Annotated in this window: 23 protein-coding genes; 13 read left to right on the top strand and 10 right to left on the bottom strand. The window is 71.2% G+C overall.

Annotated elements, in window-relative coordinates; all coding sequences use genetic code 11:
* Positions 1–97: 97 nt before the first annotated feature.
* On the top strand, positions 98–2,455 hold the full coding sequence (locus ACIRD7_RS17895; protein ID WP_403454015.1) for a ribonucleoside-diphosphate reductase subunit alpha: 2,358 nt from the start codon (positions 98–100) through the stop codon (positions 2,453–2,455).
* Positions 2,455–3,468 (top strand): ribonucleotide-diphosphate reductase subunit beta, encoded by a 1,014-nt coding sequence (locus ACIRD7_RS17890; protein ID WP_403454012.1) that lies wholly within the window; start codon positions 2,455–2,457, stop codon positions 3,466–3,468. Before ACIRD7_RS17895 ends, ACIRD7_RS17890 begins: the two co-directional genes overlap by 1 nt.
* Here the strand turns inward: ACIRD7_RS17890 and ACIRD7_RS17885 are convergent.
* Entirely contained in the window at positions 3,381–3,620 is a 240-nt protein-coding gene (locus ACIRD7_RS17885; RefSeq protein ID WP_403454011.1) for a hypothetical protein, read from the bottom strand. The two genes, ACIRD7_RS17890 and ACIRD7_RS17885, sit on opposite strands and share 88 nt — an antisense overlap.
* A gap of 92 nt (positions 3,621–3,712) precedes the next feature.
* Between ACIRD7_RS17885 and ACIRD7_RS17880 the strand changes: the two genes are divergently transcribed.
* Positions 3,713–4,678, top strand: a complete 966-nt coding sequence (locus ACIRD7_RS17880) for a helix-turn-helix domain-containing protein (RefSeq protein ID WP_403454009.1) — start codon at positions 3,713–3,715, stop codon at positions 4,676–4,678.
* Between the two features lie 5 nt (positions 4,679–4,683).
* Here the strand turns inward: ACIRD7_RS17880 and def are convergent, their stop codons facing one another.
* From def to ACIRD7_RS17840, 8 genes are all read right to left on the bottom strand, one after another.
* Positions 4,684–5,334: a peptide deformylase gene (def, locus tag ACIRD7_RS17875; protein WP_403454007.1), complete on the bottom strand. Its 651-nt coding sequence runs from the start codon at positions 5,332–5,334 to the stop codon at positions 4,684–4,686.
* Between the two features lie 74 nt (positions 5,335–5,408).
* Positions 5,409–6,389: a tetratricopeptide repeat protein gene (locus ACIRD7_RS17870; protein ID WP_403454005.1), complete on the bottom strand. Its 981-nt coding sequence runs from the start codon at positions 6,387–6,389 to the stop codon at positions 5,409–5,411.
* A 109-nt stretch (positions 6,390–6,498) separates the two neighbouring features.
* Positions 6,499–7,740, bottom strand: a complete 1,242-nt coding sequence (locus ACIRD7_RS17865; RefSeq protein ID WP_403454003.1) for an HD-GYP domain-containing protein — start codon at positions 7,738–7,740, stop codon at positions 6,499–6,501.
* The gene (locus ACIRD7_RS17860) at positions 7,737–9,026 is read right to left on the bottom strand and encodes an HD-GYP domain-containing protein (RefSeq protein WP_403454001.1); all 1,290 of its coding nucleotides are present in this window, start codon (positions 9,024–9,026) and stop codon (positions 7,737–7,739) included. The genes ACIRD7_RS17865 and ACIRD7_RS17860 overlap by 4 nt, the downstream gene beginning before the upstream one ends.
* Before the next feature lie 109 nt (positions 9,027–9,135).
* Positions 9,136–9,438, bottom strand: coding sequence for a mycothiol system anti-sigma-R factor (gene rsrA, locus ACIRD7_RS17855; RefSeq protein ID WP_403453999.1), 303 nt, complete (start codon positions 9,436–9,438; stop codon positions 9,136–9,138).
* Complete coding sequence (gene sigR, locus ACIRD7_RS17850; protein ID WP_403453997.1) at positions 9,435–10,130, bottom strand: RNA polymerase sigma factor SigR; 696 nt, start codon at positions 10,128–10,130, stop codon at positions 9,435–9,437. Before sigR ends, rsrA begins: the two co-directional genes overlap by 4 nt.
* 257 nt (positions 10,131–10,387) lie before the next feature.
* Complete coding sequence (locus ACIRD7_RS17845; protein ID WP_403453995.1) at positions 10,388–11,017, bottom strand: alpha/beta family hydrolase; 630 nt, start codon at positions 11,015–11,017, stop codon at positions 10,388–10,390.
* A 1-nt stretch (position 11,018) separates the two neighbouring features.
* Entirely contained in the window at positions 11,019–11,834 is an 816-nt protein-coding gene (locus ACIRD7_RS17840) for an SOS response-associated peptidase (protein ID WP_403453994.1), read from the bottom strand.
* 50 nt (positions 11,835–11,884) lie between these two features.
* Between ACIRD7_RS17840 and ACIRD7_RS17835 the strand changes: the two genes are divergently transcribed.
* The 4 genes from ACIRD7_RS17835 to ACIRD7_RS17820 all read left to right on the top strand — a co-directional run bounded on the left by ACIRD7_RS17835 (position 11,885) and on the right by ACIRD7_RS17820 (position 15,480).
* Positions 11,885–12,607, top strand: a complete 723-nt coding sequence (locus tag ACIRD7_RS17835) for a M50 family metallopeptidase (RefSeq protein ID WP_403453992.1) — start codon at positions 11,885–11,887, stop codon at positions 12,605–12,607.
* An 85-nt stretch (positions 12,608–12,692) separates the two neighbouring features.
* Entirely contained in the window at positions 12,693–14,012 is a 1,320-nt protein-coding gene (gene aroA / locus ACIRD7_RS17830) for a 3-phosphoshikimate 1-carboxyvinyltransferase (RefSeq protein WP_403453990.1), read from the top strand.
* Between the two features lie 11 nt (positions 14,013–14,023).
* Positions 14,024–15,034 carry a ribosome small subunit-dependent GTPase A gene (gene rsgA, locus ACIRD7_RS17825; RefSeq protein ID WP_403453988.1) on the top strand — a complete coding sequence of 337 codons (1,011 nt, stop codon included), beginning with the start codon at positions 14,024–14,026 and terminating at the stop codon, positions 15,032–15,034.
* A 122-nt stretch (positions 15,035–15,156) separates the two neighbouring features.
* The gene (locus ACIRD7_RS17820) at positions 15,157–15,480 is read left to right on the top strand and encodes a DMT family transporter (protein WP_403453985.1); all 324 of its coding nucleotides are present in this window, start codon (positions 15,157–15,159) and stop codon (positions 15,478–15,480) included.
* A gap of 34 nt (positions 15,481–15,514) precedes the next feature.
* On the opposite strand, the gene ACIRD7_RS17815 is transcribed toward ACIRD7_RS17820, so the two are convergent.
* On the bottom strand, positions 15,515–16,126 hold the full coding sequence (locus ACIRD7_RS17815) for a TetR/AcrR family transcriptional regulator (RefSeq protein ID WP_403453984.1): 612 nt from the start codon (positions 16,124–16,126) through the stop codon (positions 15,515–15,517).
* Positions 16,127–16,347: 221 nt separating this feature from the next.
* Between ACIRD7_RS17815 and hisN the strand changes: the two genes are divergently transcribed.
* The 6 genes from hisN (at position 16,348) to ACIRD7_RS17785 (ending at position 21,268) form a co-directional block, all read left to right on the top strand.
* The gene (gene hisN, locus ACIRD7_RS17810) at positions 16,348–17,148 is read left to right on the top strand and encodes a histidinol-phosphatase (protein ID WP_403453982.1); all 801 of its coding nucleotides are present in this window, start codon (positions 16,348–16,350) and stop codon (positions 17,146–17,148) included.
* A 200-nt stretch (positions 17,149–17,348) separates the two neighbouring features.
* Positions 17,349–17,741: a cyclic nucleotide-binding/CBS domain-containing protein gene (locus ACIRD7_RS17805; protein ID WP_403453980.1), complete on the top strand. Its 393-nt coding sequence runs from the start codon at positions 17,349–17,351 to the stop codon at positions 17,739–17,741.
* A gap of 183 nt (positions 17,742–17,924) precedes the next feature.
* Entirely contained in the window at positions 17,925–18,341 is a 417-nt protein-coding gene (locus ACIRD7_RS17800) for a Fur family transcriptional regulator (protein ID WP_062700520.1), read from the top strand.
* A 160-nt stretch (positions 18,342–18,501) separates the two neighbouring features.
* The gene (locus tag ACIRD7_RS17795; protein ID WP_403453978.1) at positions 18,502–19,269 is read left to right on the top strand and encodes an ABC transporter ATP-binding protein; all 768 of its coding nucleotides are present in this window, start codon (positions 18,502–18,504) and stop codon (positions 19,267–19,269) included.
* A complete protein-coding gene (locus ACIRD7_RS17790) occupies positions 19,266–20,129 on the top strand; it encodes an ABC transporter permease (RefSeq protein WP_403453976.1) in 864 nt (287 codons plus the stop codon). The genes ACIRD7_RS17795 and ACIRD7_RS17790 overlap by 4 nt, the downstream gene beginning before the upstream one ends.
* Positions 20,126–21,268, top strand: coding sequence for an ABC transporter substrate-binding protein (locus ACIRD7_RS17785; protein WP_403453974.1), 1,143 nt, complete (start codon positions 20,126–20,128; stop codon positions 21,266–21,268). The genes ACIRD7_RS17790 and ACIRD7_RS17785 overlap by 4 nt, the downstream gene beginning before the upstream one ends.
* Positions 21,269–21,327 lie beyond the last annotated feature (59 nt).

The raw sequence follows: 21,327 nt of genomic DNA, 5'->3' as shown, positions 1-21,327 counted from the left end.
CCTCGTGGAATGGGCCGGTGGACGCGACGCCGCGTGCGCTCGTGTGCTGCCCCCTGCCCTCCGCAAGGCCCCCGTGCCGAGCGAGGGAGAGCCCCACGTGACCATCGCGCCAGCAGATCCGGCCTCAGCCGCCTCAGTCGTCCCGACCGACGAGGACGCCCCGGGAACCGCCTTGTTGCGGACCCTCACCGAGCTGACCGCCGATCTCCCCGACGCCGACCCCGGCCGGGTCGCCGCCGCCGCGCTGCGCGGCCGGTCCGCCCGTGCGGACGAGGCGGAGCTGCGCGAGCTGGCCACCGAGGCGGCGGCCGGTCTCATCTCCGAGGACCCCGCCTACTCCAGGCTGGCCGCCCGGCTGCTGACCGTCTCCATCGCCGCCGAGGCCGCCTCGCAGGGCGTGACGTCCTTCACCGAGTCGGTCGCCGTCGGCCACCGCGAGGGCCTCATCGCCGACCGCACCGCCGAGTTCGCGCGTCTCCACGCGGCCCGCCTCGACGCCCTGGTCGACCCGGCCGCCGACGACCGCTTCGGCTACTTCGGCCTGCGCACCCTGCACAGCCGCTATCTGCTCCGGCACCCCATCACCCGCAAGGTCATCGAGACGCCCCAGCACTTCATGCTGCGCGTCGCGGCCGGTCTCGCCGAGGACGACACCTCGCGGGCGGTCGACGAAGTCGCCGCGCTCTACGGGCTCATGAGCCGCCTCGACTACCTGCCGTCCTCCCCGACGCTGTTCAACTCCGGCACCCGGCACCCCCAGATGTCGTCCTGCTACCTCCTCGACTCCCCACTCGACGAACTGGACTCCATCTACGACCGCTACCACCAGGTCGCCCGCCTCTCGAAGCACGCCGGCGGCATCGGCATCGCCTACTCCCGCGTCCGCAGCCGCGGTTCGCTGATCCGCGGCACCAACGGCCACTCCAACGGCATCGTCCCGTTCCTGAAGACGCTCGACGCCTCCGTCGCCGCCGTGAACCAGGGCGGCCGGCGCAAGGGTGCCGCCGCGGTCTACCTGGAGACCTGGCACTCCGACATCGAGGAGTTCCTGGAACTGCGCGACAACACCGGTGAGGACGCCCGGCGTACGCACAACCTGAACCTCGCGCACTGGATCCCGGACGAGTTCATGCGCCGGGTCAACGCCGACGAGCCGTGGAGCCTGTTCTCCCCCGCCGACGTGCCCGAACTGGTCGACCTGTGGGGCGAGGAGTTCGACGCGGCCTACCGCAAGGCGGAGGCGGCGGGACTCGCGCGCAAGACCATCGCGGCCCGTGAGCTGTACGGCCGCATGATGCGCACCCTGGCGCAGACCGGCAACGGCTGGATGACCTTCAAGGACGCCGCCAACCGCACCGCCAACCAGACGGCGCTGCCGGGCCATGTCGTCCACTCCTCCAACCTCTGCACGGAGATCCTGGAGGTCACCGACGACGGGGAGACGGCGGTCTGCAACCTCGGGTCCGTCAACCTCGGTGCTTTCGTGGACGACGGCGACATCGACTGGGAGCGCCTCGACGCCACCGTCCGCACCGCCGTCACCTTCCTCGACCGCGTCGTCGACATCAACTTCTACCCGACCGAGCAGGCGGGCCGCTCGAACGCCAAGTGGCGCCCGGTGGGCCTTGGCGCGATGGGCCTGCAGGACGTCTTCTTCAAGCTGCGGCTGCCCTTCGACTCAGCGGAGGCCCGCGCCCTGTCCACCCGCATCGCCGAGCGCATCATGCTCGCCGCGTACGAGGCCTCCGCCGACCTCGCCGAGCGCAGCGGCCCGCTGCCGGCCTGGGAGAAGACCCGTACGGCCCAGGGCGTGCTGCACCCCGACCACTACGGCGTCGAGCTGACCTGGCCGGAGCGATGGGCGGCCCTGCGCGAGCGGATCGCGGCGGTCGGCCTGCGCAACAGCCTCCTCCTGGCCATCGCCCCCACCGCCACGATCGCGTCCATCGCCGGTGTCTACGAGTGCATCGAGCCGCAGGTCTCCAACCTGTTCAAGCGCGAGACGCTGTCCGGCGAGTTCCTCCAGGTCAACTCCTACCTGGTCAACGACCTCAAGGAGCTCGGCGTCTGGGACGCCCGCACCCGGGAGGCGCTGCGCGACTCGGGCGGCTCGGTGCAGGACTTCGCCTGGATCCCGGCGGACGTACGGGCGTTGTACCGCACGGCGTGGGAGATCCCGCAGCGGGGACTCATCGACATGGCCGCGGCACGCACCCCGTTCCTCGACCAGTCCCAGTCCCTGAACCTCTTCCTGGAGACGCCGACCATCGGCAAGCTCTCCTCGATGTACGCGTATGCCTGGAAGTCGGGCCTGAAGACGACGTACTACCTGCGCTCGCGCCCAGCGACCCGCATCGCCCGCGCGGCACAAGCATCCGTCCCCGTGCAGGCGACCTCCGAAGAGGCCATCGCCTGCTCCCTGGAAAACCCCGAGTCCTGCGAGGCCTGCCAGTAATGTCCCACCGTGCTCAGAACCTGCTCGACCCCGGCTTCGAGCTGACTCTGCGTCCCATGCGCTACCCCGACTTCTACGAGCGCTACCGGGACGCCATCAAGAACACCTGGACCGTCGAGGAGGTCGACCTCCACTCCGACGTCGCGGACCTGGCGAAGCTCAGCCCCGCCGAGCAGCACCTGATCGGGCGGCTGGTCGCGTTCTTCGCGACGGGCGACTCGATCGTGGCGAACAACCTGGTGCTGACGCTGTACAAGCACATCAACTCCCCCGAGGCGCGGCTCTACCTGAGCCGGCAGCTCTTCGAGGAGGCCGTGCACGTCCAGTTCTATCTGACGCTGCTGGACACTTACCTGCCCGACCCGGAGGACCGGGCGGCGGCCTTCGACGCCGTCGAGAACATCCCCTCGATCCGCGAGAAGGCGGAGTTCTGCTTCAAGTGGATCAACGAGGTAGAGAAGCTGGACCGGCTGGAGACCCAGGCCGACCGGCGTCGCTTCCTGCTCAACCTCATCTGCTTCGCCGCCTGCATCGAGGGCCTGTTCTTCTACGGCGCCTTCGCCTACGTCTACTGGTTCCGCAGCCGGGGCCTGCTGCACGGCCTCGCGACCGGCACCAACTGGGTGTTCCGCGACGAGACGATGCACATGTCCTTCGCGTTCGACGTGGTCGACACGGTCCGCAAGGAGGAGCCGGAGCTCTTCGACGACCAGCTACAGCAGCAGGTCACCGACATGCTGAGGGAGGCCGTCGAGGCCGAGCTGCAGTTCGCGCGCGACCTGTGTGGTGACGGCCTCCCGGGCATGAACACCGACTCGATGCGGCAGTACCTGGAGTGTGTCGCCGATCAGCGGCTGAGCCGCCTCGGCTTCGCTCCGGTGTACGGCTCCGAGAACCCCTTCTCCTTCATGGAGCTGCAGGGTGTTCAGGAGCTCACCAACTTCTTCGAGCGGCGCCCCTCGGCGTACCAGGTGGCGGTGGAGGGCACCGTCGACCTGGACGAGGACTTCTGAGCCTCGTTCTCGTTGCGTCCCTGGGCCTCCCTGATCTGACGGTCGATGCGCCGGTCGTGCACGATCCCGATCACTGACGGGAGGACCAGGAGGACGAACATCCCGAGAACGACGACCATGGCGAGCAGTGTCTCTGTCTGTTCTGTAGTCATGACACCACTGTCGCGCCTGACACTCCTTACGAACAGTGGCAGGACTGCCGCCCGCCCTCGATTTACTGCCACTTCCGAGGCACACTGGCAGCATGCTGAAAAACGTCGCCGCCGTTCTCCTGGACGGTGTACATCTCTTCGAAATGGGCGTCGTCTGCGAGGTGTTCGGCATCGACCGCAGCGACGAGGGGCTGCCGGTCTACGACTTCGCGGTCGTCTCGGCGGAGGGGCCGACGCTGGGCACCCATGTCGGCGGACTCACCGTCTCCACGCCGTACGGCCTGGAGCGGCTGGAGGAGGCCGACCTGATCGCGGTGCCGGCCGGCAGCGAGTACGTCAGCCGTGACTATCCGCCCGCCCTGCTGGACGCCCTGGTCAGGGCCGTCGACCGGGGCGCCCGGGTGCTCAGCGTGTGCTCCGGCGTCTTCGTGCTGGGTGCCGCGGGACTGCTCGACGGGCGGCGGTGCAGTGCGCACTGGAAGCACGCCGGGGAGCTGTCCCTGCGGCATCCGGGGGCGATCGTCGAATCCGACGTGCTGTACGTCGACGAGGGGCCCGTGATCACCAGCGCCGGCACCGCCGCCGGCATCGACGCCTGTCTGCACATCGTGCGGCAGGAGCAGGGGCCCGAGGTCGCCAACAAGATCGCCCGGCGCATGGTCGTACCGCCGCACCGGGACGGCGGGCAGGCCCAGTACATCGAGCGCCCGCTGCCCCGCTCCCAGTGCGACACGGTCGGCGAGGTGCTGGCCTGGATGGAACGGCACGTCGACCAGGACGTCACCGTCGAGCAGCTCGCCGAGCGCGCGCTCATGTCCCCGCGCACCTTCGCCCGCCGCTTCCAGCAGGAGACGGGCACGACGCCGTACCGCTGGATCCTGCGCCAACGGGTGCTGCTGGCACAGGAGTTGCTGGAGGGGACGGACGAGACGGTGGACGCGATCGCCGGCCGGACGGGGTTCGGCACGGCGGCGGCGCTGCGCCATCAGTTCGTCCGGGCGCTGGGGACGACCCCGAACGCCTACCGCAGGACGTTCCAGGGACCGACCGCCGCGTAGGCGGCTCAGCCGTTGGCGACCACGGGGTAGCGCGGCTCGTTCTCGGCCATCTGACGCAGCGCGTCCTTGCGCTCGCGCTTGGAGAGACGGTCGATGTAGAGGTAGCCGTACAGGTGGTCGGTCTCGTGCTGGAGGCAACGGGCGAAGTACCCGGTGCCGCGCACCTTGATCGGGTTGCCCTTCTCGTCCTGCCCGGTCACCTCGGCGTAGTCGGGCCGGGCGAGCGGCGCGTACGCGGTCGGCACGGACAGGCAGCCCTCGTTGCTGTCGTCCAGCCGGCGCCGCTCGGCGGGCAGCTCGACGAGCTTGGGGTTGCAGACGACGCCGACGTGCCGCTTGCCCTCGTCGTCCATGCAGTCGTAGACGAAGACCTTCAGGTCGACGCCGATCTGGTTGGCGGCCAGGCCCACGCCCTCGGCGGTGCGCTGCGAGGCGAACATGTCCGCGACCAGCTGGTCCAGCTCGGCGTCGAACTCGGTGACGTCCTTGCACTCCTTGTGCAGGACCGGGTTCCCCACGACGGTGATCGGCCGCGACGTGCCGCGCTCACGCCAGGCGTTCTCGCGCTCCTCGGTGTCCTCGGTGTCGACGACGAAACCCTCGTCGTCCACGGGGAGCACGCCCGCGTGCTGCTGCTCGGTGTCCTGCTGGGCCATGACCGACGTATGCCTTCCTGCACAAACAAAAGAAGAAAAGGGGGTGTGACGCTGATACAGGGTACGGCGAACGCTCAGCAGACCTCTTCGAGATCCCGCCAATCCCTCGAATCAGGGCTGTCCGCGACCCACCCGTCCAACAGCCCCCGGACCAGCGCAGCCGGCGCGGCCACGCCGCACTCCCGCTCCGGCACCCACAGCTGCCCGTCGGTCCGGTGCCCCAGCGGCCCGGGGTGCCCCGGCTCGCTGTGGTCGTGCGGATCCAGGTGCTCCCCGTCGCCCTCGTCGGACGGCATCCGCGACTCGGAGCACATCCGGCACAGCAGCCGTACGGACGACGACCAGTCCTCCGCGGCGAACCCGGCGTCGGCCGCGAGCTGCTCCAGCGCGTCCCGGTCGGCCTCGGTGGCCGCCTCCAGGAGGACCACCCAGGTGGGCACCGGCGAGGGCGCCCACAACTCGATCTCGTCGAAGACGGGGTAGGCGTGCCCGGCGGACGTGGTCCGCTCGCCGTGCGGCACCCCGTCGTGCAGGACGACCTCGCCCCAGCGGCGCCCGGAGGACGGCAGCGGGATCGACAGCACCTCGATCCGGGCGGGGTCCAGCCGCCGCCCCCACACGACCTCGGCCTCCCCCTCCGGGGACAGCCTCACGGCCGCGCTGCCCAGGTCCATGCCGGTCGGCTCGCCGGACTCGGTCGCCCCGCCGGGCACCTTCAGCCCGTACGCCTGCCAGGCCCGCCGGGCCAGCGGCCAGTCCTGCAGCGCGGTGGCCGCGATACCGACGTTCCACCAGTCGGGGGCCCCGGTCTCCCGGTCGAGCAGCGCGACGGCCCGCAGTCCGGCCGCCCGGGCCTGTTCCCAGTCGTGCCGGAACTTGTGCAGCAGCGCGAGGTTGAACCAGGACTCCGAAAGCCAGGGCTCCAGATCGGCGGCACGTGTCAGCAGCGCGCCCGCGTCCTCGTACCGGCCGTCGCCGATGAGCGTGAACGCCCGGTCGGTGGCCTGCCGCCAGGAGGCGGAGGGCCGGTGCCGTCCCTTGCCGAAGATCCTCACGATTCCCGCCTGCCAGTTCCGTGGAGTGGGCTGGCTAGTGCTCGCCCCCGGACACACTCTCATTCGCATCCAACCACGTACGGCTGGAAGGGCGCTCATTACCCATGGGTTACCCAGCCACGGGCGAGGTAAGACCCTCACGGGACAGCACCCGTGCGAGCGACCCCACGACCTCCGGCGCATACTCCCCCGCGGTACCCAGGCGCAGTTCCTCCAGTGCCTTCAGCGGCCCGCCCGGCCCGGCCTCGCGGGCCTTCTCCTCGTAGGCGTTCACCGCCCGCACGATCCGCGCGGCGACGGGCTGCTCCGGACAGGGGTCGGCGAGCCGCTCCACGACCGTCGCCACCTGCGGGTTCACCCCGGTCTGCCGGACGACGGCCCCGCCGAGCAGCGCGATCCGCCGCTGCTGCGCCACGGGCAGTACGGCGGTGGCGCCGGCCGGTACCGGGTCGACCAGGCTGAGCTGCCCGATGTCGTGCATGAGCGCCGCGTACTCCAGCACGGTGAGCTCGGCCTCGGACAGGCCCAGGTCACGGCCGACCTCCCGGCTGAGCGCGGCCACCCGCCGGGCGTGTCCCGTCGGTGTGTACCCGGCGATCTCGGTGGCGCGGGCGAGCGAGGCGATGGTCTGCCGGTAGGTGGTCCGCACGGCGGCGTACCGGCGGAAGGACATCTGGGTGAGCAGCAGGGGCAGCGAGAAGACGGGCAGGGCCCACAGCCCGACGACGGCGACCGCGAGCGCCATCACCGCGCCGGTCGCGCAGACGGCCGACCCGATCCCGAGGGTCGCCCGCAGTTCGTCCCGCAGCAGCGGCCCGAAGGGCCACCGGGTGCGCGCGTGTGCCAGGGCCGCGGCGAGCATCGCGTCGCACAGGGAGGTGAGCGTGAGGATCGCGAGCAGCAGCAGGGCGTAGGAGGTGCCCCAGCCGCGGAACGTGCCCTGGTTGTACAGGGGTTGGAAGCATACGGCGGCGAATGCGACGGTGAGCGCGCGCCGGGCGAGATGGTCCAGCACGGGACGTCCTCGCGCGATGTGCGGCACGCTGCCGAGCAGCGAGGCGGCGAGGACGACGGCGACGACCTGGGCGGCACCGGGCCCGGAGGGCCGCCCGCCCAGCTCCCCCAGCAGGGCGTACGACAGCGCGGCGGCGGCACCGAGGGGTGCGGCCTCCCTGCCCTCGGCGCGGGTCCAGCGAGTGAGTTCGCCGAGGACGATCAGGGCACCGAAGGCGGCGGCCGTGCCCCGCTCGACCAGGCCGTCGGACATGCTGCCGAGCAGACAGCCCGCGACGAGCAGCGCGGCGCAGGCGTGGACGAGGGCCAGCAGACGGCTCGGTCTCGCGGTGTTCATCGGCTGGCTCCGCGGGCGCCGGCGACCGCGGGGCGGGCGGCGCGCGGCGCGGCTTCGTCGGCGGTGACGGCGGGATGCCAGCCGTGCCGACCGACGGCTCGGGCGAGGGCCGTGACCATCCTGGGGTCGAACTGCGTGCCCGCGCACTTCTCCAGCTCGCCCAGCGCGACGGGCACCGGCCGGGCCCGCGAGTAGGACCGGGTCGACGTCATGGCGTCGAAGGCGTCCGCGACCGCCACCACCCGTGCCGACTCCGGGATCTGACCGCCGCTCAGCCCGTAGGGATACCCGCTGCCGTCCAGCCGCTCGTGGTGATGCAGTACGGCGGCCCGCGCCTCACCGAGGAAGGAGATCCCGCGGACCATTTCGTGTCCGTACTCGGGGTGCAGCTCGATGACCCGGCGCTCCTCGGGCGTCAGCGGCCCGTTCTTGCGCAGCAGCCGGGTCGGCACGCCCAGCTTGCCGACGTCGTGCAGGATCCCGGCGAAGCGGAGCACCTCGACGCGTTCGTCGGCCAGGCCCAGCTCACGCGCGATCATCATCGAGGCCTGTCCGACGCGCTCACTGTGGCCGCGGGTGTAGCCGTCCTTGATGTCGACGGCCTGGACGAGCGCGCGGATGGTCGCCTGGTGGGCCGCGTTTTCCCGGTGGTACTGGGCGAACGCCCACCACGAGACGCACATCGGCAGCAGCACGAGCAGCGCGGCGACGGGACCGTAGGCGCTGCGCCACAGCACGGCCATCATCAGTCCGGCCAGCCCGTGCACGGCGATCGGCGCGAGCGACCGCAGGAAGAGCCCCCGTCCGGCGCGCCTTGGGGGCACGCGCTCGGCGAGCACCAGGATCGCGCCGTCGAGCACGGTCAGGACCAGGCAGAACGCCAGCACCGCGGCTCCGGCGGGCGCGAGCGCGTAAGGGAAGTCGGACGCGTCCAGGGCGTCGTGCTCGCCCAGCGCCCAGTGCACCCGGGCTGCCACCCACACCGCGACGACGAGCTGCGCGGCCCGCCACACCCGGCGCAGCAGGTGAGGGCTCGCGCCGACCGGGGCGCACAGCGCGCCCGGCACCGCGACCAGCGCGGCGGCCGACGGTGGCAGCAGAAACGCTCCGGCGAGGACCACCGGGTAGAAGGGGCCGGACAGCCGCTCGCCCCCGGCGTGCAGCACGGCCAGCAGGGCGACCGCCCACCAGGGGACGCTCGTCGACTCCAGCGGGTGCAGGCAGTACAGGGCGGCGAGGACGACACAGCCGACGTAGACACGTGCCCGTGTGGGTGTCGTCTCCATAACGCCCCTCCCCGGCCACACGCTTCCAGCACCGCAGCCTAGGGTGGCGAGGGGGAGGTGCGTGGTGCTATGACCGGGGGATTAGCACGTTCGAGTGACGGCCGTGCGTTCAGGATTCCTGGGGCGTGGCCGTCACGTCGTGCTCGGGCACGGACTGGCCGGAGCGGATCAGGTCGAGCCGCCCGAGCACCTTGGCGCGCAGGTCGGTGGGCACGTCGTCATGGCCGCAGCACCGCTTGACCAGCTTCTTCACGGCCTCTTCGAGCCCGTACTTCTCCAGGCACGGCGAGCACTCCTGGAAGTGCTGCTTGAACTTGACGCGGTCGACGTCCGGCATCTCGCTGTCGAGGAACTCGTAGAGATGATCGAGTACCTCAGAGCAGTCCGTCTCGTGCGGCTCTCCGCAGCTCATGAGCCCGAGCCTTTCGCTTCGTTCGACTCTCCGGCGCCGGCCGGGACCAGCCCGCGCTCACGGGCGTAGTCCTCGAGCATGCCGCGCAGTTGACGGCGGCCACGGTGCAGCCGGGACATCACCGTACCGATGGGTGTCCCCATGATGTCCGCGATCTCCTTGTACGCAAAGCCCTCTACGTCGGCCAGGTACACGGCGATGCGGAATTCCTCGGGAATGGCCTGGAGCGCTTCCTTGACGTCCGAGTCGGGCAGGTGGTCGAGCGCCTGCGACTCCGCGGAGCGCAAGCCCGTCGACATGTGCGACTCGGCGCGGGCGAGCTGCCAGTCCTCGATCTCCTCGGCCGCGGAGCGCTGGGGTTCGCGCTGCTTCTTGCGGTACGAGTTGATGAAGGTGTTGGTGAGGATCCGGTACAGCCACGCCTTGAGGTTGGTGCCCTCGCGGAACTGGTGGAAGGACGCGTACGCCTTGGCGTACGTCTCCTGCACCAGGTCCTCCGCATCGGCCGGGTTGCGCGTCATGCGCAGCGCGGCCGAGTACATCTGGTCGAGGTACTCGAGCGCGTCCCGCTCGAAGCGCGCGCTGCGCTCCGCGGTCGACTCCGCGGACGTGCCCACGCCCGTGCCCAGGCCCTCGGGCTGCTCCGCCTGGCCGTTGTCGGTCCCTGCGTCGGTACCGGGAACCGGACCCACCTCCTCAAGATTGCGAGCAGGGCCGAAACCGGTCCCACCTGAATCGGAGGATAGACGACCTGCCGTGCCTGCCGCCCCTCGAATAGGAGCGGCCTTGGCCGCGTGCAGCACCGTCCACTCCAGGTCGGTACGGCTGCTGCGGCTCGGGCAGTAGGTCGAACCCATGCGGAGGACTCCCTCTCCTACGACGTCGGCGCTGGTGGTTCAGCACCGCTGTCCGCCACAACAGAGGGCGGGTCCACGGCATTCCCGAACCTTTACCCGAGTGACCCGACCCACTTCAGCACCGCGTCCGTGACGATCGCCACGGCCTCGTCCTGATCGAGGGGTGCCCGCTTGGGCACGGCGAACCCGTGATCGCCGTACGGCACCTCGACCAGCTCGTGGTCGCCGTCGGGGAACTCCTCGGGCTTGCCGAACGGGTCGTTCCCGCCCTGGACGACCAGGGTCGGTACCCCGGCCCCGAGCAGTTCGCCGGCCCGGGACTTCTCGGGCCTGCCCGGCGGGTGCAGGGGGAAGCTGAGCGCGAGCACGGCGTGGGCGCCCAGCTCGACGGCCGTACGGCAGGCGACACGGGCGCCGGCGCTGCGGCCGCCGGAGATCACGGGCAGGCCGGGCGTGGTCAGCGCGGGCCACAGGCCCCGCCAGCCGACGTCCAGGGTCTTCGGCGCGGGCGCCACCTTCTTGCCGGCCACGCGCCAGGGCTGCTCCACCAGGGCGACGCTCACGCCGTGCGCCGGGAGGACGTCGGCGAGGGCCACGAGGTCGCGCGCCCCGATGCCGCCGCCGGCGCCGTGGCTCGCGGCCAGGACCAGCCGGGCCTTCTTCGCGGGGTGCCAGGTGATGCGGGCGTCCCCCGCGTCCGTTGCGATGATCTCGGTCGTCACGTCAGAAGAGTGTGCCCTCTTCGGGGCCGTCCAGCTCCTTCAGCAGCTCCGGGCCGTTGTTGCGGACGTTGCTGACCATCGTGGAGACGGGGTAGGCGCGCATCAGGCCGGCCGGCGGCGGGTCGAGCAGGGTGCGCAGGTCGTCGACGTCCGTCCGGGCCGGGTCAAGCCAGGCGTCCCAGCGGTCCGGGGTCAGCATCAGCGGCATCCGGGGGTGGATCTCGGCGAGCGTGTGCGGCCCCTCGGCCGGCGAGACGGCCAGCGGGGTGGTCTCCGCCTCGGTCGTGATGACGGAGCAGGTCGCCCACCAGGCCTGCGGGTGGTCGTCGGGCAGCGTCTTGTCCCGCCAGAACTCGTACAGCCCGGCCATCGCGAACACCGACCCGTCGGCGGGCAGCACGAAGTACGGCTGCTTGCGCGGCCGCTTCTTCCGGCCCTCGACCTCCAGGTCCCGCTCCTGCTTGCCGGTGACCCACTCGTAGTAGCCGTCGGCGGGGATGATGCAGCGCCGGGTGGCGAAGGCCCGCCGGTACGACGGCTTCTCGTGCACCGTCTCCGCCCGCGCGTTGATCATCTTGAAGGCGCTCTCGGGGGTCTTGGACCAGCTCGGCACCAGCCCCCACTTCAGCTTGCGCAACTGCCGAACCGGCCGCGGGTCCGCCACGTCTTTCAAGGGACGGTCGAGGACGACGTGGACCTCCTTCGTCGGAGCCACGTTGTAGTCCGCCTCAAGGGTCTCCTCGGGCTCCCACTTCTCGATCTCAAAGATTCCCGCGAGATCCTCGGGCCCACGACTGGCTGCATACCGTCCGCACATACGTGCCACACTGCCAGATTCCATCCGGTCGAAGGGGGCCATCGCCTTACATGGACAGCACCGCATCCGCCTCGCTCGCCTCCCTCTGGGACGAGGTCGCCGGCACCCAGCCCGACCCCGATCTGTGGGTCGTGATCGCCACCCTGGCCGTCGCGCTGGCCGTCGTCGTCCCGCACGTCCTGTGGCGCCTGTCACGCAACGCCATCACCATCGCCCACGAGGGCGGCCACGGCCTGGTCGCGCTGCTGTCCGGCCGCACGCTGACCGGCATACGTCTGCACTCCGACACCAGCGGCCTCACCGTCAGCCGCGGCAAGCCGTACGGCCTGGGAATGATCCTCACCGCCGCCGCGGGCTACACGGCTCCCCCGCTGCTCGGCCTGGGCGGCGCAGCGCTGCTGGCCGCGGGCCGCATCACCCTCCTGCTGTGGCTGGCGACCCTCCTGCTGGTGGCGATGCTGGTGATGATCCGCAACGCGTACGGGGCGCTGACGGTGTTCGTCACGGGCGGCACGTTCGTGCTGATCTCGTGGTTCACCGGGCCTCAGGTGCAGGCGGCGTTCGCGTATGTGGTGGTGTGGTTCCTGCTGGTGGGCGGGGTGCGGCCGGCGTTCGAGCTGCAGGCGAAGCGGGCGCGGGGCGGGGCGGGCGACTCGGACGCCGACCAGCTGTCGCGGCTGACGCACGTACCGGCGGGGTTGTGGCTGTTCCTGTTCCACGCGGTGTCGTTGTGCTCGCTGATAGGTGGGGCGCGCTGGCTATTGGGGGCATGACCAGCCAGCTCAGGGGCGCGGGGAACCGCGCAACCAGCCCTCACGGCGCCGCACCCGAACCACACGCTCCTTATAAAGTGAACCCATGGCCCAAAACCCCGCCGCACACACCGCCCTCTGGCCCGCCCCGCACGCGAGCGGACCCGTCGACGCGACGGTCCACGTGCCGGGGTCCAAGTCGGTCACCAACCGCGCGCTCGTCCTCGCCGCCCTGGCGAGCGAGCCCGGCTGGCTGCGCCGCCCGCTGCGCTCCCGCGACACCCTGCTGATGGCCGGCGCCCTGCGCGCCATGGGCGTCGGGATCGAGGAGGGCGTCGGCCCCGAGGGCACCGGCGAGGCGTGGCGCGTGCTCCCCGCGGGCCTGCGGGGCCCGGCCACCGTCGACGTCGGCAACGCCGGCACGGTGATGCGCTTCCTGCCGCCGGTCGCCGCGCTCGCCGACGGCCCCGTCCGCTTCGACGGCGACCCGAGGTCGTACGAGCGTCCCCTGAACGGCGTGATCGACGCCCTGCGCGTCCTCGGCGCCCGGATCGACGACGACGGCCGCGGCGCGCTGCCGCTGACGGTGCACGGCGGGGGCGCCCTGGAGGGCGGCCCGGTGGAGATCGACGCCTCGTCGTCGTCCCAGTTCGTGTCGGCGCTGCTGCTCTCCGGCCCGCGTTTCAACCAGGGCGTGGAGGTCCGCCACACCGGCTCCGCCCTGCCGTCGATGCCGCACATCCGCATGACCGTCGACATGCTGCGCTCGGTCGGCGCGCAGGTGGACACCCCCGAGTCGGGCGGCGAGCCGAACGTCTGGCGGGTCACGCCGGGCGCGCTGCTGGGCCGTGACCTGACGGTCGAGCCGGATCTGTCCAACGCCCAGCCGTTCCTGGCGGCGGCGCTGGTGACCGGCGGCAAGGTGCTGATCCCGGACTGGCCGGCCCGCACCACCCAGCCCGGTGACCGGCTGCGCGAGATCTTCACCGAGATGGGCGGTTCCTGCGAACTGACCGAGTACGGGCTCGTGTTCACCGGTTCCGGTGCCGTCCACGGCATCGACGTGGACCTGAGCGAGGTCGGTGAACTGACGCCGGGCATCGCGGCGGTGGCCGCCCTCGCGGACTCCCCGTCCACCCTGCGCGGTGTCTCGCACCTGCGGCTGCACGAGACGGACCGCCTGGCCGCGCTGACCAAGGAGATCAACGAGCTCGGCGGCGATGTCACCGAGACCGCCGACGGCCTGCACATCCGCCCGCGCCGGCTGCACGGCGGGGTCTTCCACACCTACGAGGACCATCGCATGGCGACGGCCGGCGCGATCATCGGTCTCGCGGTCGAGGGCGTGCGGATCGAGAACGTGGCCACGACGGCGAAGACCCTGCCGGACTTCCCCGAGCTGTGGACCGGGATGCTCGGGGCGTAGGGGTCACCGCCATGCGCCGCTACGGCAAGCACACCGACGAGGACGACATCCGCACGCGCCCCGGCCGTCGGAACACCCGCCCTCGTACGAACATCAGGCCCAAGCACGAGGACGCCGCCGAGGGCATGGTCCTCACCGTCGACCGGGGGCGGCTGACCTGTCTCGTCGACGACCGGGTCGTGATGGCCATGAAGGCCCGCGAACTGGGCCGCAAGGCCGCGGTCGTCGGCGACCGGGTCGCGCTGGTCGGCGATCTGTCCGGCAAGAAGGACACCCTCGCGCGGATCGTACGGATCGAGGAGCGGTCGTCGGTGCTGCGGCGCACGGCCGACGACGACGATCCGTTCGAGCGGGTCGTGGTGGCCAACGCCGACCAACTCGCCATCGTCACCGCCCTCGCCGACCCCGAGCCGCGGCCCCGGCTGATCGACCGCTGTCTGGTGGCGGCGTTCGACGGAGGTCTTGAGCCGCTGCTCGTCCTGACCAAGTCGGACCTGGCGCCGCCCGACGAACTCCTGGAGATGTACGGGGCGTTGGACATCCCGTATGTCGTCACCAGCCGCGAGGAGTTGGCGGACGGAGCCGCCGCGGACCGGGTGCGCGAGCAGTTGGACGGCCGGGTCACGGCGTTCGTCGGGCATTCCGGGGTCGGCAAGACGACGCTGGTGAACGCACTGGTACCTCAGGAGCGCCGGCGCAGTACGGGGCATGTGAACGCGGTGACGGGACGCGGCCGGCACACGACGACGTCGGCGCTGGCGCTGCCGTTGACGGAGGTCGGGGGCTGGGTGATCGACACCCCCGGCGTGCGTTCCTTCGGTCTGGCGCACATCGACCCTTCCCGTGTGATCCACGCGTTCCCGGATCTGGAACCGGGAACCGAGGGCTGTCCGCGCGCGTGCAGTCATGACGAACCGGACTGCGCCCTGGACGACTACGTGGCGCAGGGGCACGCCGATCCGGCGCGGTTGTACTCGCTGCGGCGGTTGCTGGCCACGCGTGAGCGCAAGGAAGGCGACTGAGGAAGGCGATTGACCTTCGCGTTGTTTGTCTTCCTGTGAGTCCGGTAAAGGCATAATCGCACCGAGCCGGATCCAAGCCCGAAAAAGCGGTCACAGAACGTGGGCATACGGGAGGACAGCACATGGCGTGGCTGCTGGTCATCGTGGCGGGGCTGCTCGAAACCGGCTTCGCCGTCTGCCTGAAGCTGTCGCACGGCTTCACCCGGCTCTGGCCGACCGTCGCGTTCTGCATCTTCGCGCTCGGCAGTTTCGGTCTGCTGACGTTGTCGCTGAGGAAGCTGGACGTGGGGCCGGCGTACGCGGTGTGGACCGGGATCGGGGCCGCGGGGACGGCGATCTACGGGATGGTCTTCCTCGGGGACGTCGTGTCGACGCTGAAGATCGTGTCGATCTCCCTGGTGATCGTGGGAGTCGTGGGACTGCAGTTGTCGGGGTCGGCGCACTGAGGCGGGGCCGGCGCACTGAGGCGCCCGGTTCGGTTCAGCTCGCCAACTGCCGGTGCAGCGCGCTGCGTACGAGGTCGGCGACACCGCCCTCGCCGGGCGGGGCGCTGACGCAGGACAGGGCGAGGCGGACCACGAGTTCGCAGGAGCGGGCGAGGTCGGCGGTGTCCGGCTTGGTGGTGCCGGGTGCGGACAGGGCCGTGACGGCGCGGTCGCGCACGATGGTCACGAAGTCGCCGGGTGAGGGCAGCGGGCCGTCGGCCCGGCGCTGTGCCGGGACGGCCGAGGAGGACGGGACGGCGGAGAGCGTCGGCGAGGGCAGGCGCTCGCTCCAGCAGCCGGTGAGCATGGCGCGGACCAGGGCGTTGTCGCGGGCGAGCGCGGCGGTCCACTCCGCGGTGGCGGTGAGGCGGTCACGGGCGTCGCTGGGGGTGGCCAGCGCGCGGTCGACGCCGACGAGATAGCCGTCGGCCTCTCTGCGCACCAGCGCGCGGGCCAGCCCCTCCTTGCTCCCGAACTCGTTGTACAGCGTCTGCCGGGACACTCCGGCCGCAGCGGCCACGTCCACCATCCGCACGGCGGACCACGGCCGGCGCGCCAGCGCCGCGTAAGCGGCGTCCAGCAGGGATTCCCGCGCTGCAGGCATCATCGCCTCCCGGGGAGGAGCGGCTCTGCGCCCAGATTTGACGCGCACGGCGGCACTGTCAAGGGTTCGCGAAGGCACGTGGGGGCGCCATCGAGTCGGGACGCGCGGGCTCGCGTGGTCCGGCCACCGGCCCGGCGGGGGCGTCCCGCCGACGGAAGGGAATCCTCCTGATCTCCCCAAGCCCTGGTAGCCCCATCAGGACCACGGCAGATACCGTTCGTCCCATGCCGGACTACCACGACGATCTCCGCCTCGCCCACGTCCTAGCGGACGCCGCCGACGCCGCCACCATGGACCGATTCAAGGCGCTCGACCTCAAGGTCGAGACCAAGCCGGACATGACCCCGGTGAGCGAGGCCGACAAGGCCGCCGAGGAGCTCATCCGCGGGCAGTTGCAGCGGGCCCGGCCGAGAGACGCGGTGCTCGGCGAGGAGTACGGCATCGAGGGCACCGGTCCGCGCCGCTGGGTGATCGACCCGATCGACGGCACCAAGAACTACGTACGCGGCGTCCCGGTATGGGCCACCCTCATCTCCCTGATGGAGGCTTCGGAGGGCGGCTACCAGCCTGTCGTCGGCGTGGTGTCCGCCCCCGCTCTGGGGCGCCGCTGGTGGGCCGCCAAGGGGCATGGCGCGTTCACCGGCCGCAGCCTGTCCTCCGCCAGCCGGCTGCGGGTCTCCCGCGTCTCGAAGCTGGCGGACGCGTCGTTCGCGTACTCCTCGCTCAGCGGCTGGGAGGAGCAGGGGCGGCTGAACGGCTTCCTCGACCTCACGCGCGAGGTGTGGCGCACGCGCGCGTACGGCGACTTCTGGCCGTACATGATGGTCGCCGAGGGCTCGGTCGACCTGTGCGCCGAGCCCGAGCTCTCCCTGTGGGACATGGCGGCCACCGCGATCGTCGTGACGGAGGCCGGCGGCACCTTCACCGGCCTCGACGGCCGCCCCGGCCCGCACAGCGGCAACGCGGCCGCCTCCAACGGCCTCATGCACCACGAACTGCTCGGGTACCTGAACGAGCGCTACTGAGGGCGCATGGCCCCGTAGAGGCCCCCGGCCCTCGGGTGAGGCGCACAGCGCTCCCCCGGCGACCGCCCTCTTGTTGACCCCCTCTTTACCTGTCACTCTGAAAGTCCCCCCACTTGTGAATTTGTGCACCGTTGAATAGGCGCCTCCGGCGCCGGGCGTGAACAAACGGTGCGGGGGCACTTCAGGAGGTGGCTCCATCCATGCTCGTACGTGACGCCATGAGCACCGTGGTCCTCACCATCGGCCCCACCCACACCCTTCGCCAGGCCGCCGCACTCATGTCCACCCGCCGGGTGGGCGCGGCCGTGGTCCACGATCCCGACGCGGGCGGCATCGGCATCCTCACCGAACGCGACATCCTCAACTCCGTCGGCCTCGGACAGAACCCGGACACCGAGCGGGCCCACGACCACACCACCACGGACGTCGTGTTCGCCGCTCCGGCCTGGACCCTGGAGGAGGCGGCCCGCGCCATGGCGCACGGCGGCTTCCGGCATCTGATCGTCCTGGACCACGGCGAGCCCGTCGGCATCGTCTCGGTCCGCGACATCATCCGCTGCTGGGCTCCCGTACGGCAGCACGTGCCGGCCTAGGCACGCGCCACGCGAAGCGGGCCGGGCCCCCGCGGGGAAGCCCGGCCCGTCCGCTCAGCGGAGAGGAACGCGGCACGCGTGTATGGCGTGACGTTGGCCCAAGTTGGACTTTGTCTAAGTTAGGTCAAGCTCCAAAGTCACATCCATTCGGAAGCTGGTCCTACTGCTGTTAAGGTGTTCTCCATGAGTGACCTTCTGGAACGGCTGCGCGGACGCGGATGGCGGATGACCGCGCAGCGGCGCGTCGTGGCCGAGGTCCTCGCCGGCGATCACGTCCACCTGACGGCCGACGAGGTGCACGCGAGGGCTGTCGCCAAGCTGCCCGAGATCTCCCGCGCGACCGTCTACAACACGCTGGGCGAGCTGGTCACCCTCGGCGAGGTGCTCGAGGTCTCCACCGACAAGCGCGCCAAGCGGTACGACCCGAACGCCCACCGGCCCCACCACCACCTGGTGTGCGCCCAGTGCGGCTCGATCCGGGACGTCCACCCGACGGGCAACCCGATGGCCGACCTCCCCGACTCCGAGCGCTTCGGCTTCACGGTCTCGGACGTCGAGGTGACGTACCGCGGCATCTGCCCGAACTGCGCGAAGGCCTAACCGGCCACGCCAGTCGGCCACCTTCCCCGAGCCCCGGCACACATGAGTGCCGGGGCTTTGTGCTGCCCGGTTGAGGGCGGGCGGGGTTCCGGAATCTGACGGGTCGTCATATGGTCAACGGCACCCACACGTCCGTTCCGCACTCCGCGAGGAGACAGAAGTGGGAGAGCCGTATCCCAAACTCACAGCGAACGACCTGACCCGCACCTTCGGCCGAACCCCCCACACCGTCCACGCCCTCGGTCCCCTGGATCTGACCGTCGCCCCCGGCGAGTTCGTCTGCGTCGTCGGCCCCTCCGGCTGCGGCAAGTCGACGCTGCTGCGCATCGCCGCCGGCCTGCTCCGCCCGAGCACGGGCACCCTGGAGATCCGCACCTCCAGCAGCCGCCCGGCGGCCATGATCTTCCAGGACTACGGCATCTACGACTGGAAGAGCGTCCGCGCCAACGTCCGCTTCGGCCTGGACGTCCAACGCGTCCCGCGCCGGGAGGCGAACGCCCGCGCCGACGACTGGCTGGCCCGCATGGGCCTGTCGGACTTCGCGGACGCCTACCCGGCCGCCCTCTCCGGCGGCATGCGCCAGCGCGTGGCCATCGCCCGCGCCCTGGCCGTGGAACCCGAACTCCTGCTGATGGACGAGCCCTTCGCGGCCCTCGACGCCCAGCTCCGCACGATCCTGCAGGACGAGCTCCTGGACCTCACCCAGTCGCTCAGGACGACCACGCTGTTCATCACGCACAGCCTGGAGGAGGCGATCGTCCTCGGCGACCGCGTGCTGGTCATGTCCGCCCGGCCGGGCCGGATCATCGCCGAGCACCGCCCGCCCTTCCCGCGCCCCCGCACCGGCGACGTCCGCGCGACCCCCGAGTTCACCGGGCTGAAGAGCGAACTGTGGGACCTGCTGCGGAAGGAGGCCGTACCGGCATGACGACCCTCACGAAGCCGCCCGCCGAGTCGGTCCTGGTCCGCCGCCCCGGCCCGCGCGAACTCCACCCCGCCCGCACCCACCGCCGCAGGCGCGCGCTGGAACTCTCACTGGCGCTCGCCTTACCCCTCGTTCTCCTCCTGCTGTGGCAACTGGCCGCGGGGCAGGGCTGGATCGACGACCGCGTCTACCCGGCCCCGTTCACGATCCTCGCCGACGGCTGGGACCGGGCCGCGGCCGGCGAGTTGTGGCCGGACGTGTGGGCGACGCTGAAGCGGGTCCTGGCGGGATACGCGGCCGGCACGGCGGCGGGTTACGCACTGGGCCTGCTGATGGGCTCCCTGTCCCTGGTACGGGCGGCGCTGGAGCCGCTGCTGGACGCGCTGTACGTCGTACCGAAACTGGCCCTGCTGCCGGTCTTCCTCAACATGTTCGGCCTCGGCGAGGGCCCCCAGGTGGCCCTCGTGGCGGCGATGGTGTTCTTCTTCGTCTGGATCTCCACCATGTCCGCGGTCATGTCGATCCCCTCCGGCCACCGCGACGCGGGCCGGGTCTTCGGCGCCTCGCGATGGCAGATGTTCCGCCATGTCCTGCTCCCCGCGTCGCTCCCCGCCGTCCTGGTGGGCGCGCGAATCGCGGCGGGCGTGGCGGTCCTGGTCATCGTCGCCTCCGAACAGATCGCCGCGACGAACGGCCTGGGCCATCTGATCTTCGACTCACGGGCCCTGTTCCAGAACGACGTGATGTTCGTCGGCATCGTCTGCGTCGCGATCCTCGGGGTCCTCTTCTCCGAACTGATCCGCTTCGCCGGACGCCTGCTCACGCCCTGGGCACCGAGGGACCGAGGAAGGGGCCAGTCATGAGAGGAGGGCCACCTCTGTACGGCGTTCTCCTCGCCGCGGGGGCCCTGCTGGCGTCGGCGGCCTGCTCGTCGCCGTACGCGTCGGACTCCTCGTCGAAGGCGCCCGGCGGCCGCACGGTCCGCCCGGTCGAGGGCTGCGGGGCGAGCTCCTGGACGGACCCGGCGAACCTCGCCCCGGACCGGACTCCGGCGCGCTGCCAGCCCGGTGCCCCTCCCCCGCGGCCGCTGCGGGAGCCTCGCGAGCTGACGATCGCGACGGGCACGCTGAGCGCCGAGTACGTGGCACCGCTGCAAGTGGCCCTCGACAAGGGTGAGTTCCAGAAGGAGGGCCTGGACGTCACGCTGAAGGTCCTGCCGACGCCGGACGCGCTGCCCCTGCTGGCCAAGGGCGAGATCGACGCGCTGTGGGCGGCTCCGGAGGCGGCGGTGATGAACGGCCTGCGGGGCGGGTTCGACATCAAGTGGGTCGCCGGGAACTTCTCGCCGGCCCCGAAGTCGAAGAGCGGCCTGTGGGTGCGTCTGAAGGACGGCGAGAGCGCGAACCGCGTCGCCATGGCCGGCCGCAGGCTGGGCACGATGATCGGCAAGGGCTCGGTCATCGCGTACCCCATGGAGAGGGCCCTGGAGCGGCACGGCGGCGGCCTCGCCGACATCCAGTACCAGCAGCTGGGCTCGGCGGACGTCCTCACGGCCCTCCAGAACGGCGGCGTCGACTCCGCGTGGCTCCTCGACCCGGTCTGGCGCAAGGTGGACGGCGAGCGGGGCTACGCGTTCCTGGGCGGCCAGCCTCGGGGCGAGCCTCTGGGCGGCATGCTGTACGGCCGCACGCTGCTGACGGACGACGTGGACGCGGGCGTGGCTCTCGTACGGGCCTACATCCGCACGTTGAACACCTACTTCGCGTCGGACTACAAGCGGGATGCGAGCTTCGTCACCTACCTGGCCGGACTGCTCAAGGCGGAGGAGCCGATCCTCAGCTCCACGCCGTCCCTGGTCATGGACTGGGAGATCCGCTCCGGTACGACGACCCGCCTGCAGTCGGCCTACCAGGCGCAGGGGGTGGCGGAGGGAGGCCCGCTGCCGGAGTCACAGACGGTGAGCCGGTCCTTCTACGAGGAGGCGGTGGGCCACCGGCCCTGAGAAAACACCTCCACCGGCCCTGAGAAAACCCTTGAGGCCGGGACCCTTTCGGGTCCCGG

This window comes from Streptomyces sp. NPDC093568, from assembly GCF_044764945.1.
Classification (GTDB): Bacteria; Actinomycetota; Actinomycetes; order Streptomycetales; family Streptomycetaceae; genus Streptomyces.
The sequence above is the reverse complement of the archived record's forward strand: the minus strand, read 5'-3'. Positions and strand labels throughout refer to the sequence as shown.

Coding starts and splice junctions, on each gene's coding strand:
- ACIRD7_RS17890 (WP_403454012.1), top strand. CDS start 2,455: ATGTCCCACCGTGCTCAGAACCTGCTCGACCCCGGCTTCGAGCTGACT.
- ACIRD7_RS17885 (WP_403454011.1), bottom strand. CDS start 3,620: ATGACTACAGAACAGACAGAGACACTGCTCGCCATGGTCGTCGTTCTC.
- ACIRD7_RS17880 (WP_403454009.1), top strand. CDS start 3,713: ATGCTGAAAAACGTCGCCGCCGTTCTCCTGGACGGTGTACATCTCTTC.
- def (WP_403454007.1), bottom strand. CDS start 5,334: ATGGCCCAGCAGGACACCGAGCAGCAGCACGCGGGCGTGCTCCCCGTG.
- ACIRD7_RS17865 (WP_403454003.1), bottom strand. CDS start 7,740: ATGAACACCGCGAGACCGAGCCGTCTGCTGGCCCTCGTCCACGCCTGC.
- ACIRD7_RS17860 (WP_403454001.1), bottom strand. CDS start 9,026: ATGGAGACGACACCCACACGGGCACGTGTCTACGTCGGCTGTGTCGTC.
- rsrA (WP_403453999.1), bottom strand. CDS start 9,438: ATGAGCTGCGGAGAGCCGCACGAGACGGACTGCTCTGAGGTACTCGAT.
- ACIRD7_RS17840 (WP_403453994.1), bottom strand. CDS start 11,834: ATGTGCGGACGGTATGCAGCCAGTCGTGGGCCCGAGGATCTCGCGGGA.
- ACIRD7_RS17835 (WP_403453992.1), top strand. CDS start 11,885: ATGGACAGCACCGCATCCGCCTCGCTCGCCTCCCTCTGGGACGAGGTC.
- aroA (WP_403453990.1), top strand. CDS start 12,693: ATGGCCCAAAACCCCGCCGCACACACCGCCCTCTGGCCCGCCCCGCAC.
- rsgA (WP_403453988.1), top strand. CDS start 14,024: ATGCGCCGCTACGGCAAGCACACCGACGAGGACGACATCCGCACGCGC.
- ACIRD7_RS17820 (WP_403453985.1), top strand. CDS start 15,157: ATGGCGTGGCTGCTGGTCATCGTGGCGGGGCTGCTCGAAACCGGCTTC.
- ACIRD7_RS17815 (WP_403453984.1), bottom strand. CDS start 16,126: ATGATGCCTGCAGCGCGGGAATCCCTGCTGGACGCCGCTTACGCGGCG.
- hisN (WP_403453982.1), top strand. CDS start 16,348: ATGCCGGACTACCACGACGATCTCCGCCTCGCCCACGTCCTAGCGGAC.
- ACIRD7_RS17805 (WP_403453980.1), top strand. CDS start 17,349: ATGCTCGTACGTGACGCCATGAGCACCGTGGTCCTCACCATCGGCCCC.
- ACIRD7_RS17800 (WP_062700520.1), top strand. CDS start 17,925: ATGAGTGACCTTCTGGAACGGCTGCGCGGACGCGGATGGCGGATGACC.
- ACIRD7_RS17790 (WP_403453976.1), top strand. CDS start 19,266: ATGACGACCCTCACGAAGCCGCCCGCCGAGTCGGTCCTGGTCCGCCGC.
- ACIRD7_RS17785 (WP_403453974.1), top strand. CDS start 20,126: ATGAGAGGAGGGCCACCTCTGTACGGCGTTCTCCTCGCCGCGGGGGCC.